This is a genomic window from Pseudonocardia sp. NPDC049635 (genome assembly GCF_040659795.1).
GTDB lineage: Bacteria > Actinomycetota > Actinomycetes > Mycobacteriales > Pseudonocardiaceae > Pseudonocardia.
In genome coordinates, this window is record NZ_JBFAON010000014.1 from 1 (window position 1) to 16,292 (window position 16,292).

Consider the following 16,292-nt stretch of genomic DNA (forward strand, 5'->3'; position numbering starts at 1 on the left):
CCGGTCCCATTCCGAACCCGGTAGCTAAGCCTTTCCGCGCCGATGGTACTGCACTCGACAGGGTGTGGGAGAGTAGGTCGCTGCCGACATTCAACCTTCAAGAGGGGGAGTCCGTGTCCGGTGTCATCACCGTGCAGGCTCCCCCTCTTTTTCTTTGTCTGTGACCGTCTCCGCTGTCCCGGCGCGATGTAGCGGTCCGCTCGTTGCGGTCGTCCGACCGCGGAAGTGATGGTGTCCCTTTGTACCCTGACCACGTGACGGACGGGGAACGTCCCGGCAGCGGCCGGGGAGGCAGTGACCGCGGACGGTCGCAGCGGCCCGGTGGGTCTGGCTCCCGGTCCGGCTCCGGCTGGGGACAGAGCGGCAGCGGCTCGTCGCAGAGCGGGGCCGCCGGACGATCCGGCGACCCGCGTGGCCGGCGTGACGACCGGGCCGACCGCAGGAGCGGTGACCGGCCTCGTGGCAGCGGCGGCCCGCACCGTGGCGGCTACCGCGGTACGGACGAGGGCGGCGCCCAGCGCGCACGCCGGGACACCGGCGATTACCGCGGCGGCGGCGGATCAGGAGGTGGCCGTTCCGACACCGGCGGCAACCGGGGTCGCGGGGCCCCGGCCGGCGATCGCGGCGGCTTCCGGCCCGGCGGGCAGCCCGACGGTGACCGGCGCGGACGCGACGGCGGTGGCTTCGGTCGTGACGACAGCGGCGGCTACCGCAGCCGCAGGAACGACAACCGCAAGGACGACTCGGCCGGTCACCGCGGGCGCCGCGACGACGGCGGTGGCCAGCGCGGCCGCGAGGGCAGCGGTGGTGGCTACCGTGGTCGTCAGGACCGCGACGGATACCGGGGCCGGGACGACGGGGACGGTGGCTACCGCCGTGCCCACGACGGTGGTGGCCGGTTCCGTGGCTCGCACGACGGCCCCGGCGGTTCCCGCGGACGTGGTGACGGTGCCGGTGGTGGTCATCAGCGCCGCGACGACGGTGGCCACGGGCGTCGCGAGGACGACCGGCGTGGCCGTGGCGCCGAGCGCGAGCGGTCCGGCGGCGGCGACCGGTCCCGTGGCGGAGCCGGTGGTCAGCGCGGGCGCGAGGATCGGGAACGCCGCGGCCATCAGCATGGTTCGGGCGGCGCCTGGGGCGGACGCGACGGCAGGCCCGACGAGGGTGGCGTGCGGCGGGAAGAGCGCGGCCGCCGTGACGACGCTCGTGGGCCCCGCCGGGACGACCGCCCCCGTGACGGTGGCCATCGCAGCGTCGAGGGCGGTGGACGTGCAGGCCAAGGCCGGCCGACCCGTTCCTACCGCGACAGCGGCGGCCGCCCCACCGGCGGACGGGACGACCGGAGCCGGTCGTTCGGAGACCGGGGCGAGCGCCGAGGATCCGGGCCCGGCCGCGACGACCGCGGCTTCCGTGGCCGGGACGAGCGCGGAGGAATCCCGGGGCCGGGCGACTCGCGCAGCAGGCGCCCCTCCTACGACGACCGGCGTGCGGGCGGGACCTATCGCGACGACCGCGCAGACCGGCCACGGCGCGACCGTGACGACCGGCGAGCACGACCGGAGCGCCCGTTCCGTGAGCGGGACACCGCGTCGCGCAGTGATCGGGACGTCCGGGCCGGTGGCGGATCGGCCGACGATTCGGCGGGCAGCCGCAGCGAGGTCCGTCACGACGCTGACGAGCAGGCTGTCCGCAGGGGCACCGACCCTGTCGGCCCCGAGCTCCACCGGGGCACGGCGGAGCACGGCGGCGACGTCCGCCCCGGTGAGCAGGTCGGGCCCGTCCGGTCGGAGCGGGACACCCGGCCGTCCTCGGCGGAGGCGCAGCTGCCGTCGGGTGTCGAGCCCGACCCCGGAGCGGACAGGACGGGCGGCGGAGCACCGCAGCAACCCCACCAGGCCGCGGCCGTGGCACCGACGCACACCGGCGACCAGCGCGCGTCGGGGGCGGTGGCCTCCGGCCGGCAGGCGCCACAGCGCGACCGGGCCGATCGCGGTCACCGGGACGACCGGCCGGCGCGCCGCGACGACAGCCGCGGCGGGCCCGGGCGACGGTCGCACGGCGGCCCCGACCAGCGTGACCGCCGCGAGCGTCCCCGTCGTATCCCCGAGTCCGCCGAGCGGACCTTCGTCGCCGAGCCGGATCTCCCCGACTCGGTCTCGGCTGCCGAACTCGACCCCGGGGTCCGGCGCGATCTGCGCGGACTGCAGAAGGAGACCGCGGAAAGCGTCGCCAGGCACCTGGTCGCCGCCGGTGTGCTGGTGGACGAGGACCCGGCGTTGGCGCTGGAGCACGTCCGGTACGCCCGGCGACGTGCATCGCGGATCGCGGTGGTGCGGGAGGCGGCCGGGATCGTCGCCTACCACGCGGGTGAGTGGAACGAGGCCCTCGGTGAGTTCCGTGCCGCCCGCCGGATGGGCGGGGGGCCCGGCCACGTGCACGTGATGGCCGACATCGAGCGTGCCCTCGGTCGCCCAGAACGGGCACTCGACCTGGCGCGCAGTCCCGAGGCGCGGGACCTGGGCCGGGAGGAGCGCATTGAGCTGCTCATCGTCGCAGCCGGTGCCCGGCGGGATCTCGGCGAGCTGGACGCCGCCGTCGTCGGGTTGCAGGTGCCCGAGCTCGACCCGGCCGCACGTGACCCGTGGAGCCCACGGCTGTTCTACGCCTACGCCGACAACCTGCTCGCCGCCGGTCGTGAGGCCGACGCCATCCAGTGGTTCGTCCATGCCCACGACGCCGACACCGAGGGACAGACCGACGCCGCCCTCCGGATCGCCGAACTGACGGGGGAGGATCTCCCGCCGTCCGACGACGACGAGCTGACCATCGGTTACGAGGAGCTGCCGGAGGAGGCGGGGCCGCCCCCAGGCCCGGGGGCCCACCGCGCGGCGGACGAGGCTCCCGCCGTGGACGAGGCTCCCGCCGTGGACGCGGCGGGAGCCGTGGACCTCACCGGGCGCGCGCCCGGTGAGCCGGTGCCGCCCGGTGAGCCGGCGCCGACCGACGGGCCGGCGCCGACTGACGGGCCGACGGACGGCGAGGGCCCGGCGGCGGAGTACCGGTCCGACGAGGACCCGGCGGCCCACGCGACAACGGCATCGGAACCGATCGAGGAGCCGATGGCCGGACGGCCCGACGAGATCGGCCCCGCCCGCGGGCGGGTCGACGAGCCGGTGGCGGGCGGGTCCGCGACCGACGAGGCCGCCGGGTCGGGCACGTCCGCCGAGGATGTTGTAGCGGAGAGCCCGGCCACCCAGGACGCTGCCGCCGAGGACGCGACCGCCGGCGACCTCGCGACCGGGGACCCGACGACCGAGGGTCCGGCGACCGAGGACCCGGTCAGCGAGGACCCGGCCACCGACGACGCAGCCGCTGAGGACACGCCCGGTGGGGACACAGCCACACAGGACACAGCGGCCGAGGGCACGGTCGTCGACCCGGAACGGCGCAGCCATGACCGATGATCTGTTGTCCCGGCACGACGTCCTGCTCGCCGACCTGGACGGAACCCTCTACCGCGGCCCCGAGGTCGTGCCGGGCGCGCTGGACGCCGTCCTCGCCGCCGCAGCGCGGGGAGTGCGGACGGTCTACGTCACGAACAACGCGTCCCGCAGTCCCGCGGACGTCGCGGCACACCTGACCGAGCTGGGTTTCCCGGCCGGGATCGCCGACGTGCGCACCAGCTCACAGGCCGCCGCCACGATGCTGGCCGAGCAGCTCCCGGCCGGCTCACCGGTCCTCGTCGTCGGTACCGAAGCCCTCGCCGACGAGGTCCGCGCCCGCGGGCTCACGGTGGTCGCCACGGCGGCCGAGGCCGTCGCCGTCGTCCAGGGACATTCACCGGACACCGGATGGCGGAACCTCGCCGAGGCCGTCGTCGCGGTCCGGGCCGGCGCGCTGTGGGTCGCGACGAACGTCGATCCGACCCTGCCGACCGACCGCGGCCGGTTGCCCGGCAACGGTTCCATGGTGCAGGTCGTGCGCACCGCGACCGAGGCGCAGCCGCAGGTCGCGGGGAAGCCGGCGGCCCGGCTGCTGCGGGAGGCGCAGGGGGATGCGACCCGCCCGCTGGTCGTCGGGGACCGGCTCGACACCGACATCGAGGGTGCGAACGCGCTAGGGGTGCCGTCACTGATGGTGCTGACCGGCGTGAACGGGGCGGCCGACCTGCTCGCCGCGCCACCCGCGCTGCGGCCCACCTACATCGGCGCCGACCTCGCGGCACTCGGCAGGCACCCGGACGAGCTGTCGCCCGGGCCGCGCCCCGGCTGGCAGGTCGAGCACGGACCGGACGGGTTGCGGCTCACCGGACGCGGTGGTGGACCGGACCCGGCGGTCGATGCGCTCCGGGCACTGTGTGCCCTCGCCTGGGAGCACGGCGAGACCCGGGTGAGCGCCGAGGGCGCTGCGGCCGCCGCCGCGCTCGCCGAGCTCGGCATCGGCGCCTGAACCGTCGGCCCCGCCGGCCGGGACCGGGCCACAACGGTGCCCGCGATCGCGCCCCGGCGTGTTCGGCTACCGTGGCCCGCGAGACCCCCGTCCCCGGAGATCAGCGATGAGCGTCCCCACCCCCGGCCCGCGCCCCGGTGACCCGCGGCAGGCGGAAGTCCGCCCGGTCAGCGCGCTGCGTGCCGACGTCGAGGCCGCGGTGGCCGGCCTCGACGATCTCGACGGCCGGCCGGTCTCCGAGCACCCTGCCGCCTTCGAGCGGGTGCACGGCGCCCTCGGCCGCGCGCTGGGCGCCGACTCGGAACGGGGCTGAGCGTGCCACCGATCCGTGCCCGGCTGGACGCCGAGCTCGTCCGGCGCAAGCTTGCGCGATCGCGGGGCCAGGCCGCGGAGTTCATCGCGGCCGGCCGGGTCACCGTGAACGGCATGCCCGCCGAGAAGCCGGCGACGGTCGTCGAACGGGACGCGCCCGTCGTGGTCCGGCCCGACGACGGCCCGGAGTGGGCGTCGCGCGGGGCGAAGAAGCTCCTCGGCGCGCTCGACGCGTTCACCGTGGTCGATCCCGCGGGGCTGCGCTGCCTGGACGCCGGCGCCTCCACCGGCGGGTTCACCGACGTGCTGCTCGATCGCGGCGCCCGCGAGGTCGTCGCCGTCGACGTCGGTTACGGACAGCTCGTCTGGCGGCTGCAGTCCGACGAGCGGGTGCGGGTGCACGATCGCACCAACGTCCGTGCTCTGGAGCCGGACCAGATCGGCGGGCAGGTCGACCTGACCGTCGCCGACCTGTCGTTCATCTCCCTGCGGACCGTGCTGCCCGCGCTCGCCGCGTGCACCGCGCCCGGCGGGTCGCTGCTCCCCATGGTCAAACCGCAGTTCGAGGTCGGGAAGAACCGGCTCGGTTCGGGTGGCGTCGTGCGCGATCCCGCACTGCGCGTCGATGCGCTGCGCGGTGTCGCCGTCGCGGCGGGTGAGCACGGCCTGCAGGTCCTCGGCGCGGTGGCGAGCCCGCTGCCCGGCCCGTCGGGCAACGTCGAGTACTTCCTGCACCTGCGCCGCCCCGACGGCGACCCCGGCCCCGCTGCCGATCCGGAGCCGATGCTGGCCGCCGCCGTCGCGGACGGCCCGGCATGAGGGAGGTCCTGCTCGTCCTGCACACCGGGCGCCCGGCGAACCGCAAGACGGCAGTGCGGGTGATGGGCGAACTGGCCGCGCTGGGCCTGCGGACCCGGGTGCTGGCCGACGAGTGGGCCGAGATCGGCGCCGATCCCGACCTTCCCGCACACCTCGCACCCCTGCAGGTGGCGGCCGGCCCGGACTGTGCGGCCGGGGCGGAGGCGGTCCTCGTCCTCGGTGGCGACGGGACGTTGCTGCGCGCGGCGGACCTCGCCCGGCCGTCCGGGGTGCCGTTGCTCGGGGTGAACCTGGGCCACGTCGGGTTCCTCGCCGAGGCCGAGGAGGACACCCTCGACGAGGCGCTCGACAAGCTCGCGGCAGGCGCCTACGAGGTCGAGGAACGGACGACGCTGCAGGCGGTGGTCCGCTCCAACGGTCACGTGCTGGGCCGGACCTGGGCGCTCAACGAGGCCGTCGTCGAGAAGACCACCCGTGGTCGGATCCTGGAGGTCGTGCTGGAGGTGGACGGCCGGCCGGTGTCGTCGTTCGGCTGCGACGGCGTGCTGTGCTCGACGCCGACGGGCTCGACCGCCTACGCGTTCTCCGCGGGCGGCCCGCTGATCTGGCCGCAGGTGCAGGCGATGCTGGTGGTGCCGAGCAACGCGCACGCCCTCTTCGCCCGGCCGATGGTGATCGCGCCGGACAGTGCGGTCGCGATCGAGGTCTCGGCGGAGGGGCCGTCCGCCGTGCTCGACTGCGACGGACGCCGGACGATCGCGGTCCCGCCCGGGGCCCGCGTCGAGCTGACCCGGGCGGCCGAGCCGGTGCGGATGGTGCGCCTGGCGGCGCAACCCTTCGCGGACCGGCTCGTTCGCAAGTTCGATCTGCCGGTGCGCGGCTGGCGAGGCGCGCAGCAACGCCGGTCCTCGAACACCTGATCGACCGCTCGTCGCACAGGAGCGACCGTACGAACATCTGTTCGCGTGCTCGCGCGTGTCGACGCTGATTTCGGTCGGGGTTCGAACGTATGGTCCCACTCATGTTGGCCGAGATGCGGATCCAGGGCCTCGGAGTGATCGATGACGCGACCCTGGAGCTCGACCCGGGGCTGACCGTGCTCACCGGTGAGACGGGCGCGGGCAAGACCATGGTCGTGACCGGGCTGAACCTGCTCGGTGGCGGCCGCGCGGAGTCCTCGCGGGTGTCGTCCGGGGCTCGGCGGGCCGTCGTCGAGGGCAGGTTCGCAGCCTCGCCGGGAGCGGTCGAGCTGGCCGAGGAGGTCGGTGCCGAGCCGGACGAGGACGGCACGCTGATCGCGGCCCGCACCGTGTCCGCCGACGGGCGGTCCCGGGCCCATCTCGGTGGCAGGTCGGTCCCGGTCGGGGTGCTCGGGCGGCTGGCCGAGGCGCAGCTGGCCGTGCACGGCCAGAACGACCAGCTCCGGCTGCTCCGCAGCTCCGACCAGCGGGCCCTGCTCGACCGGTTCGCCGGCGGGCCGGTCGCCGTCCCGCTGGCCGAGTACCGGAGGGTCCGCGGCGAGTGGCTCACCGTCGTGGCCGAGCTGGCCGAGCGCCGGGGCAATGCCCGCCGGCTGGCCCAGGAGGCCGACATGCTGCGGCACGGCCTGGTCGAGATCGAGTCCGTCGACCCGCAGCCGGGGGAGGACCGCGAGCTCGTCGAGCTCGCCCGCCGGATGGCCGAGGCCGACGACCTGCGCGCCGCGGCGGAGTCCGCCCGGGCCGCCCTGTCGGGGCCGGACGACGGCGAGGCCCCCGGTGCGGTCGATCTGGTCGGGCAGGCGCGCTCCCTGGTCGAGGGCAGCGGGGATCCCGCGTTGCAGGAGCTGGGGCCGCGGCTCGCGGAGGCGCTCGCCGTCCTCGCGGACACCGGTGCCGAGCTGTCCGGGTACCTGGACCGGCTCGACGCCGACCCGGAGCGGCTCGAGCAGGTGCTCGCCCGGCAGGCCGAGCTGCGTTCACTCACCCGCAAGTACGCCGCCGACACCGACGGCGTGCTGGAGTGGGCGCGGACCGCGCGCGAGCGGCTGAGCGGCCTCGACACCTCCGACGACGCGCTGGCGGCGCTCGCCGCCCGGCGCGACGAGCTGGCGGCGGAGCTGGCCGGGCACGCAGCGGCCGTGACCGCGGCGCGTACCGAGGCGGCCGGGCGGCTGGCCGAGGCGACCACCGCCGAGCTCGCCGGTCTCGCGATGCGCGACGCCCGGCTGCAGGTCGGTGTCGCGCCGCGCCCGGCCGGCGACTCCGGCCCGGTGCTTGTCGTCGACGGCCGCGAGTGCCATGCCGGTTCCGCCGGCGTCGACGAGATCGAGATCCGCCTCGTCGCTCACGCGGGGGCCGCGCCGCAGCCCCTGCACAAGGGAGCCTCGGGTGGTGAGCTCTCCCGGGTGATGCTCGCGCTCGAGGTCGCGCTGGCCGGCGCCGACCCGGTGCCGACCATGGTGTTCGACGAGGTCGATGCCGGTGTCGGTGGCCGGGCGGCGGTGGAGATCGGCCGCAGGCTGGCCCGGCTCGCCGCTCGGCACCAGGTGATCGTCGTGACGCACCTGCCCCAGGTCGCGGCTTACGCCGACCGGCACCTGGTGGTCCAGAAGTCCTCCGGATCGGGGGTCACCCGTTCCAGTGTGCGGCGGCTCGCCGAGCCGGAGCGCGCCGCCGAGCTGGCGCGGATGCTCGCCGGGATGGACGACACCGACACCGGCCGCGCGCACGCGGAGGAGCTGCTCGCCGCGGCGACCGCGCACCGTGAGGCAGATCGCCGGGAGCAGCTCGCAGCGGCCGAGCCCGCGGACCTGGCCGAGGCGCGATCGCGCCGCACCGGAGCGGCGACGACCACGGCGCGGGCCCGGCGACGCGGGGTTCCACGGGCCGGTTGACCGGGCCGGGCGGCCCTGCGCCGCGAGCGCAGCGCCGGTTGCGGCGGCCGGGGTCCCGGGGATCCGGCAACCGGGTGACAACACTGCACCGAGGGGCGGAAGCGCCGGGGCGGTGCGGCGTGCCTGCGTGGTCACAGCCGCCCCACCTGCCACAGTTCGCTCCATGAAGCTGTCCGGCCTGCTGCACCGTTCGCGACCGGAGCTGCCGGGCCTGACCGGCCCGGTCCGCACCGACCGCCGTACCGAGGCGCTGCTGCGCCGGCTCCGGCCCGGTGACATCGCCGTGATCGACCAGGTCGACCTCGATCGGGCCACTGCCGATGCGCTGGTCACGGCCCGGGTCGCCGCGGTCGTGAACGCCGCCCCGTCGATCTCCGGCCGGTTCCCCAACCTCGGCCCGCAGGTGCTCGTCGAGGCGGGCATCCCGCTGGTCGACGACTGCGGCGCGGACCTCATGCACGCGGTCAAGGACGGCGCGAAGGTCCGGCTGCACGACGGCGTGCTCTACTCCGGCGAGCAGCCGCTCGGCGAGGGCCGGGTGCAGACCGAGGACAGCGTCGCCGACGCCCTCGACGAGGCGAAGTCCGGTCTCACCCATCAGCTCGAGGCGTTCGCCGCCAACACCATCGAGTTCATGCGCCGGGAACGGTCGCTGCTGCTCGACGGGCACGGCGTCCCCGAGGTCGACGTCCCGCTCGACGGGCGGCAGGTGCTCCTCGTCGCCGCCGGGTTCGAGCACATCGCCGTCCTGAAGCGGCTGCGCTCCTACATCAAGGAGTACCGCCCGGTGCTGATCGGGGTGGGCGCGGGCGCCGACGCGCTGATGAACGCGAAGTACCGGCCGGACCTGATCGTCGCGGACCCGTCCGAGGTGTCGAACCAGGCGCTGACCAGCGGCGCCGATGTCGTCGTGCCGGCCTTCCCGGACGGGCACGCGCCCGGCCTGCACCGGGTGCAGGACCTCGGCGCCAGCGCGGTGACGTTCCCGTCGATGGCCAACCCGGAGGATCTCGCGCTGTTGCTGGCCCACCACCACGGCGCCTCGATGATCGTCACCGTCGGGTTGTCCGCGTCGATGGCCGAGTTCCTCGACCGCGGCCGCTCCGGCAGCAACGCCTCCACCTTCCTCACCCGGCTGCAGGCCGGTGGATCGGTGGTGGACGGCGCGATGATCGCGCAGATGTACCGCAGCCGGTCGTCGTTCGCACCGTTGCTGCTGCTCGTCGCGGCGGCGGTCGTCGCCGTGGTCGTCGCGGTGCTGGTCTCCGGAGCGGGGCCCGCGGTGCTGGAGTGGGCGCGCGGGCTCATGGAGACCGTGCGGGCCTGGTTCCCGGCGTGATCTCGCGCCGCTACCACCGGATCGCCCTCGTCACGGTCTTCGTGATCGCGCTCGCGGCCGGCGTGGTGATCGCGACCGTCGGACTGCCGCAGCGGGTCGCGGCATCGCTCGCCGCCGCCACCGCCACGAGCGAGGTCGACCAGCTGCGGATCGAACGGGACGTGCTCGCCGACCGGCAGGCGTCCGCCGACGAGTTCACCGCGCGGATCGGGCCGGACGTCGTGCGCGGCGCGCTCACCGGGGTACCGGTCACCGTCGTCGCGCTCGGTGCCGATCCGGCCGACACCCGAGCCGTCGCCGAGCTCCTCGCCGCGGCCGGGGGGAGCGTCGCCTCCGAGATCGTGCTGACCCCGGCCGTCACCGATCCGGCCCGGGCCGACCAGCTCCGCGATCTCTCGGCGCGACTGCTTCCCTCCGGTGCGCAGCTGCCCGAGTCCTCCGAGGCCGGCGCGCTCGCCGGCGGACTGCTGGGCGCGGCGTTGCTGACACCGCCGGACGGACCCGCGCCCGATCCGCAGCAGGCGTCCGCGGTGCTCGCCGGGCTCGCCGGCGGGGGGTTCGCCGAACAGCCTGCGGCCGACCCGGCAGCGGGACGGCTCGCCGTCGTCGTCACCGGGGGGCCGTTCGGCGGGGTCGACGCCGCCGGGTCGGCGGCCACCGCGACGGCACTCGCCGCCGAGCTGGACCGTCGCGGCGCCGGTGCCGTGCTGGCCGGGAGCGATGCGGCTGCGCACGGCGCGGTCGGCGCGGCCCGCGGGGCCGGCGCCCCGCTCTCCACGGTGGACGGCGTCGGGACCGGCGCGGGACGGATCGCGACGGTGCTCGCGCTGGCCGAACGCAACGGTGGCGGGACCGGCCACTACGGCTCCGGTGACGGTTCGCAGGGCCCGGTTCCGGCCGTTCCGCAGCGATCGGTAGGCTGAAACTCCGTGCAGACTCGCGCCACCCGTCATCTGTTCGTCACCGGTGGGGTCGCCTCCTCGCTGGGCAAGGGACTGACCGCCTCGAGCCTCGGTCAGCTGCTCACCGCGCGCGGGCTCCGCGTCACCATGCAGAAGCTGGATCCCTACCTCAACGTCGATCCCGGGACGATGAACCCGTTCCAGCACGGTGAGGTCTTCGTGACCGAGGACGGCGCGGAGACCGACCTGGACATCGGCCACTACGAGCGGTTCCTGGACCGGAACCTGCAGGGCCGGGCGAACGTCACCACCGGGCAGGTCTACTCCGAGGTGATCGCCAAGGAACGCCGCGGCGAGTACCTCGGCGACACCGTTCAGGTCATCCCGCACATCACCGGTGAGATCAAGGACCGGGTGCTGGCGATGGCCGCGCCGGACGCCGAGGGCATCGCCCCCGACGTCGTCATCACCGAGGTCGGCGGCACCATCGGTGACATCGAGTCGCTGCCGTTCGTCGAGGCCGCCCGGCAGGTCCGGCACGAGGTCGGCCGGGACAACTGCTTCTTCCTGCACGTCTCGCTGGTGCCCTACCTGGCGCCGTCCGGCGAGCTGAAGACCAAGCCGACCCAGCATTCGGTCGCCGCGCTGCGCAACATCGGTATCCAGCCCGACGCGCTGGTGCTGCGGGCCGACCGGGAGATCCCGGACGCGATGAAGCGCAAGATCTCGCTGATGTGCGACGTCGAGATCGACGGTGTCGCCGCTGCGCCCGATGCGCCGTCGATCTACGACATCCCGAAGGTGCTGCACCGCGAGGGCCTCGACGCCTACGTCGTCCGACGGCTCGGGCTGCCGTTCCGCGACGTCGACTGGACGGTGTGGGGTGACCTGCTCGACCGCGTCCACCACCCCCAGGAGACCGCGACGATCGCGCTGGTCGGCAAGTACGTCGACCTGCCCGACGCGTACCTGTCGGTGACCGAGGCGCTGCGCGCCGGCGGGTTCGCCCATCACGCGAAGGTCGGCATCCGCTGGGTGCCCTCCGACACCTGCGAGACCCCGGCCGGAGCGGCCGAGGCGCTCGACGGTGTCGATGCCGTCCTCGTGCCGGGCGGGTTCGGCATCCGCGGCATCGAGGGCAAGCTCGGTGCGATCACCCACGCCCGCACCCGGCGGATCCCCACCCTCGGCCTGTGCCTGGGCCTGCAGTGCATGGTGATCGAGACCGCCCGCAACGTCGCCGGTCTGGCCGACGCGAGCTCATCGGAGTTCGACCCGGACACCCCGCACCCGGTGATCTCGACGATGGCGGCCCAGCGCGACGTCGTCGCTGGGGAGCGCGACATGGGCGGCACCATGCGGCTCGGCGCCTACCCGGCGGTGCTGGCGCCGGGGTCGGTCGTCGCGAAGGCCTACGGCGCACGTGAGGTCTCCGAGCGGCACCGGCACCGCTTCGAGGTGAACAACACCTACCGCCAGCAGCTCACCGATGCCGGACTGGTGTTCGGTACCTCACCGGACGGTGCCCTGGTCGAGTTCGTGGAGCTGCCGGAGCAGGAGCACCCGTTCTTCGTCGGCACCCAGGCGCACCCCGAGCTGAAGAGCCGCCCGACCCGGCCGCACCCGCTGTTCGCGGCGTTCGTCCGGGCCGCGTTGCGCTACCGGGCGGAGGACCGGCTGCCGGTGGAGCTGCCGGGCCGGCACGGCAGCGTCCCGGAGGAGACCGGGGCGCAGGAGGCCACGAACGGCGTCGCCCCGGCGGAGAGCACCGCAGGACCGACCTGACGGCCGGCCCCCGGCGCCCGGAGCGAGACCGGATCGCGACCCGCACGGGTGAACGCCGCGGCGGGGCGGGGCGGGGCGGGACGGGAGCAGTAGTGTCCCGTGAGGTGAAGATCAGGCGCTGGCCGGCCACCGGCCCCACCTCCCCGGTCGCCGGACCGTGACCCGCCCCGGAGAGCACGACTTCCCGGTCCGCTCGGCCACCGACATCTACTCGGGCCGGGTCATGGCACTGCGGTCGGACCGGGTGGTCATGCCCGGTGGCCGGGTCGCCACCCGGGAGATCCTGGAGCACCCCGGTGCGGTCGCCGTGCTCGCCGTCGACGACGACCGGCGGGTACGGATGCTCTACCAGTACCGGCACGCCGTCCGGCGCCGGCTCTGGGAGCTCCCGGCCGGTCTCCTGGACGTCGCGGGGGAGGACCCGGTCGTGACGGCCGGCCGCGAGCTCACCGAGGAGGCCGGGCTGGCGGCGGACGACTGGTCGGTCCTGCTCGACGTCGTCCCGTCGCCTGGGTTCTCCGACGAGTCCGTCCGGATCTTCCTGGCCCGCGGGCTCACCGAGCGCCCGCGCCCGGACCTCGGGGACGACGAGGAGGCCGACATCGAGCTGCGCTGGATCCCGATCGACGACGCCGTCGCCATGGTCTTCGCCGGTGAGATCGTCAACGCGGTGACCTGTGCCGGCCTGCTCGCGGCACGGTCGGTGCTGGCCGGGGACGCCGAGCCGCGGCCGGTCGGGGCCGAATGGGTGGACCGGCCGGAGCGTTTCGCCCGCCGCCGCGACGGCGACTGATCATGGGCGCAGCGGCCGCCCGTCCGGGTCGGTCGGGTTCCCGGCCAGGATCACGATCCCGTCGATGAACGACCAGATCGCGCCGAACCCGAACGTGAACAGGGTGACCAGCAGCTGCGCGACCGCCATCGCGGTGTGCCCGGTGTAGAACCGGCCGACGCCGAAGGGCAGGAACATCTGCAGCAGACCGCCGACGATCCGCTGCCGGTCCGAGTACGGCCGCCCCGAATAGGGTTCCCGCCCGAACGGTGCGGCCGGGTCGTACCCGGCGTACACCCCGTAGGTGGGTGGGCCGGGATGCGGCGGGTAGGCGGGCGGAGACCCGCCGTGCTGCCACGGGGCGGACTCGTACCCGGGCGCGAACCCGGGAAAGCCTGGCTGCTGGGCATCGGGCGCCGCAGGCCACGGCGGTGGCGGGTGACGGTGCTCGGCGCCCCGGCCCGGGTAGGTGGCCGGGTCCTGGGCATCGCGGTACGGGTAGGGCTGCCAGGTGTGGGCGGTCGGGCCGCTCCGGCTCGTCGGAGCCGGAGCGGCGGAGCCCGGGGTGGCATCGGCCGGGACGGCGGGGTCGGGAGCCGCCGCCGTCCCGGCTGGTGCTGCGGTGCCGGTGGGCGCCCCTGCGCCACCGGGGGCCGCCGCGGTGTCGGCGGTGCGGGTGGCCGGGTCCGGTGCGTCGGCCGGGGACGCCGCCGTCGTCCCGGACCGGTGGGTCGCGCCGTCCGCACCGCCGGGCCCCGGCACGGCTCCGGGCGGGAACACCGGGTGCGGCTCGGGCAGGTCGCTGAACAGCGACGCCAGTTCGGCCCAGGTCCCGGCCGCCCGTGCCCGCCGGACCCGGTCGTCGAACGCCTCGACCTCCAACCGGCCGCCGGTGTAGTGCTGGGACAACACCCGCACCGCGTCCTCCTGCTCGGCGTAACCGATCTCCCCGGTGCTCATGGTGGCGACGGTATCCCCGGGCGTGCCGCGGTCCGAGTGCCGGTTCTAGGCTCGGTCCATGCGCTTCGGACTCTTCGTGCCCCAGGGCTGGCGACTCGATCTCGTCGGAATCGACACCAACGCCCAGTGGGACGTCATGCGTGGCCTCGCCGAGTACGCCGACCGCGGCGACGTGTGGGAGTCGGTGTGGGTCTACGACCACTTCCACACCGTCCCGGCGCCGACCGACGAGGCCTGCCACGAGGCGTGGAGCCTGATGGCCGCGTTCGCCGCCAGCACCGAGCGGGTGCGGCTTGGCCAGATGTGCACGTGCATGGCCTACCGCAACCCCGCCTACCTGGCGAAGGTGGCCGCGACCTGCGACGTCATCTCCAAGGGCCGGGTCGAGATGGGCATCGGCGGTGGATGGTACGAGCACGAGTGGCGGGCCTACGGCTACGGCTTCCCGCGTCCGGGTGAGCGGCTCGGCATGCTCGACGAGGGCGTGCAGATCTTCGCGCAGGCCTGGCGGGAGGGCCGGGCGACCCTGGACGGGAAGCACTACCAGGTCGACGGTGCCATCGTCGCCCCGAAGCCGCTGCAGGACGGCGGCATCCCGCTCTGGATCGCCGGTGGCGGTGAGAAGGTCACGCTGAAGATCGCCGCGAGGTACGCCCAGTACACGAACTTCGACGGCACCCCCGAGGGCTTCGCCCACAAGTCCGAGGTCCTCGCCGGGCACTGTCGCGAGCTGGGCACCGACTTCGACGCGATCGTCCGGTCGGCGAACTACAACATCGCGATCGGTCACACCGAGGACGAGGTGGAGGACCGGTTGCAGCAGCTCGTCGCGCGCCTCGAGCCGCTCGTCGGGGAGGAGAAGGCGCAGGGCGCGCTCGGTGCGTTCCGCGGGATGCCCGGCTGCGGCACGCCGGAGCAGATCATCGAGAAGCTCTCGGCGTTGCGGGACAAGGGGATGAGCTACGCGATCTGCTACTTCCCGGAGGCCGCCTACGACCGGTCCGGGATCGAGCTGTTCGAGCGCGAGGTCGTCCCGGCGCTGCGCGGCTGAACCGCCGGTGCCGTCCCCGGAGCGGGTCGTCGAGGACTACCTCGGGCACCTCGCCGTCGAGCGCGGGCGGGCGCAGAACACGCTGCGCTCGTACCGGCTCGACCTGGCCCGCTACACCGGGCATCTGGCGTCGTCGGGCCGTGACGATCTCGCCGCGGTGCGCGAGGCCGACGTCGCGGCGTTCGTGACGGCCCTGCGGACCGGGGAGCGGCCGCTCGCGGCGTCGTCGGCGGCACGCGCGCTGGCGGCGGTGCGCGGGCTGCATCGGTTCGCGGCCCGGGAGGGGCTGGTCCCGACCGACGTCGCCGCCGCGGTGGCACCGCCGTCGTTGCCGTCCCGGCTGCCGAAGGCACTCTCGGTGGACCAGGTCGATCAGCTCCTCGCCGGCTGCGTGGCCGACGGCCCGACCGGGTTGCGGGACCGGGCGCTGCTGGAGCTGCTGTACTCGACCGGCGCCCGCATCTCCGAGATCGTCGGCGCCGACCTCGATGACCTCGACCCCGGAGCTCGGACGATCCTGTTGCACGGCAAGGGGAACAAGCAGCGGATCGTGCCGGTCGGGCGGCCTGCGCTGGCCGCGGTCGACGCCTACCTCGTACGGGCCCGGCCGGTCCTCGCCGGCCGCGGCACCGGCAGTCATGCGTTGCTGCTCAACGCCCGCGGCGCAAGGCTGTCCCGGCAGAGCGCGTGGCACGTGCTGCGCGCGGCGGCCGAGGCCTCCGGTCTGGAACCGGCGGTGGTCGCATCGGTGTCCCCGCACACCCTGCGGCACTGCTTCGCGACGCACCTGCTCTCCGGCGGGGCGGACGTGCGCGTGGTGCAGGAACTGCTGGGGCACTCGTCGGTGGCGACGACCCAGGTCTACACCCACGTCGCGGTCGACACGCTGCGCGAGGTCTACGCCACCGCACATCCGCGCGCCCTCGGCTGATCACGGATCCGGCACCCGAACCCTCGCGCGGCGAACGTCGGGGTGCCGGATCCGTGATCACCGGGGCTCGCGCGGGCGAACGGTCTCGCCCGGTCCG

Annotated in this window: 14 protein-coding genes and 1 rRNA gene; 13 read left to right on the forward strand and 2 right to left on the reverse strand. The window is 74.9% G+C overall.

The window, feature by feature from the left end; genetic code table 11:
* A 5S ribosomal RNA gene (gene rrf / locus AB0J24_RS17590) occupies nt 1-89 on the forward strand; the annotation flags it as partial.
* A gap of 471 nt (nt 90-560) precedes the next feature.
* Here rrf and AB0J24_RS17595 read toward each other — a convergent pair.
* Complete coding sequence (locus tag AB0J24_RS17595; RefSeq protein WP_358682469.1) at nt 561-1,247, reverse strand: hypothetical protein; 687 nt, start codon at nt 1,245-1,247, stop codon at nt 561-563.
* 657 nt (nt 1,248-1,904) lie between these two features.
* Between AB0J24_RS17595 and AB0J24_RS17600 the strand changes: the two genes are divergently transcribed.
* From AB0J24_RS17600 to AB0J24_RS17645, 10 genes are all read left to right on the forward strand, one after another.
* The gene (locus tag AB0J24_RS17600) at nt 1,905-3,464 is read left to right on the forward strand and encodes a hypothetical protein (RefSeq protein WP_358682472.1); all 1,560 of its coding nucleotides are present in this window, start codon (nt 1,905-1,907) and stop codon (nt 3,462-3,464) included.
* Nucleotides 3,454-4,449 (forward strand): HAD hydrolase-like protein, encoded by a 996-nt coding sequence (locus AB0J24_RS17605; protein ID WP_358682475.1) that lies wholly within the window; start codon nt 3,454-3,456, stop codon nt 4,447-4,449. The genes AB0J24_RS17600 and AB0J24_RS17605 overlap by 11 nt, the downstream gene beginning before the upstream one ends.
* Before the next feature lie 106 nt (nt 4,450-4,555).
* Nucleotides 4,556-4,762, forward strand: a complete 207-nt coding sequence (locus tag AB0J24_RS17610) for a hypothetical protein (RefSeq protein WP_358682478.1) — start codon at nt 4,556-4,558, stop codon at nt 4,760-4,762.
* 2 nt (nt 4,763-4,764) lie between these two features.
* Nucleotides 4,765-5,580 carry a TlyA family RNA methyltransferase gene (locus tag AB0J24_RS17615; RefSeq protein ID WP_358682481.1) on the forward strand — a complete coding sequence of 272 codons (816 nt, stop codon included), beginning with the start codon at nt 4,765-4,767 and terminating at the stop codon, nt 5,578-5,580.
* On the forward strand, nt 5,577-6,500 hold the full coding sequence (locus AB0J24_RS17620) for an NAD kinase (protein ID WP_358682484.1): 924 nt from the start codon (nt 5,577-5,579) through the stop codon (nt 6,498-6,500). Before AB0J24_RS17615 ends, AB0J24_RS17620 begins: the two co-directional genes overlap by 4 nt.
* Before the next feature lie 101 nt (nt 6,501-6,601).
* A complete protein-coding gene (gene recN / locus AB0J24_RS17625) occupies nt 6,602-8,455 on the forward strand; it encodes a DNA repair protein RecN (RefSeq protein ID WP_358682487.1) in 1,854 nt (617 codons plus the stop codon).
* A gap of 163 nt (nt 8,456-8,618) precedes the next feature.
* Complete coding sequence (gene steA / locus AB0J24_RS17630) at nt 8,619-9,794, forward strand: putative cytokinetic ring protein SteA (protein WP_358682490.1); 1,176 nt, start codon at nt 8,619-8,621, stop codon at nt 9,792-9,794.
* Nucleotides 9,791-10,717, forward strand: a complete 927-nt coding sequence (locus AB0J24_RS17635) for a copper transporter (RefSeq protein ID WP_358682493.1) — start codon at nt 9,791-9,793, stop codon at nt 10,715-10,717. Before steA ends, AB0J24_RS17635 begins: the two co-directional genes overlap by 4 nt.
* 6 nt (nt 10,718-10,723) lie before the next feature.
* Nucleotides 10,724-12,481, forward strand: coding sequence for a CTP synthase (locus tag AB0J24_RS17640; RefSeq protein WP_358682496.1), 1,758 nt, complete (start codon nt 10,724-10,726; stop codon nt 12,479-12,481).
* Between the two features lie 157 nt (nt 12,482-12,638).
* The gene (locus AB0J24_RS17645) at nt 12,639-13,274 is read left to right on the forward strand and encodes an NUDIX hydrolase (protein WP_358682498.1); all 636 of its coding nucleotides are present in this window, start codon (nt 12,639-12,641) and stop codon (nt 13,272-13,274) included.
* Here the strand turns inward: AB0J24_RS17645 and AB0J24_RS17650 are convergent, their stop codons facing one another.
* Nucleotides 13,275-14,213: a DUF1707 domain-containing protein gene (locus AB0J24_RS17650; protein WP_358682501.1), complete on the reverse strand. Its 939-nt coding sequence runs from the start codon at nt 14,211-14,213 to the stop codon at nt 13,275-13,277.
* 58 nt (nt 14,214-14,271) lie between these two features.
* On the opposite strand from AB0J24_RS17650, the gene AB0J24_RS17655 reads away from it, so the two are divergent.
* Nucleotides 14,272-15,264: an LLM class F420-dependent oxidoreductase gene (locus tag AB0J24_RS17655; protein WP_358682503.1), complete on the forward strand. Its 993-nt coding sequence runs from the start codon at nt 14,272-14,274 to the stop codon at nt 15,262-15,264.
* Nucleotides 15,265-15,271: 7 nt separating this feature from the next.
* Nucleotides 15,272-16,195, forward strand: coding sequence for a site-specific tyrosine recombinase XerD (locus AB0J24_RS17660; RefSeq protein ID WP_358682506.1), 924 nt, complete (start codon nt 15,272-15,274; stop codon nt 16,193-16,195).
* Nucleotides 16,196-16,292 lie beyond the last annotated feature (97 nt).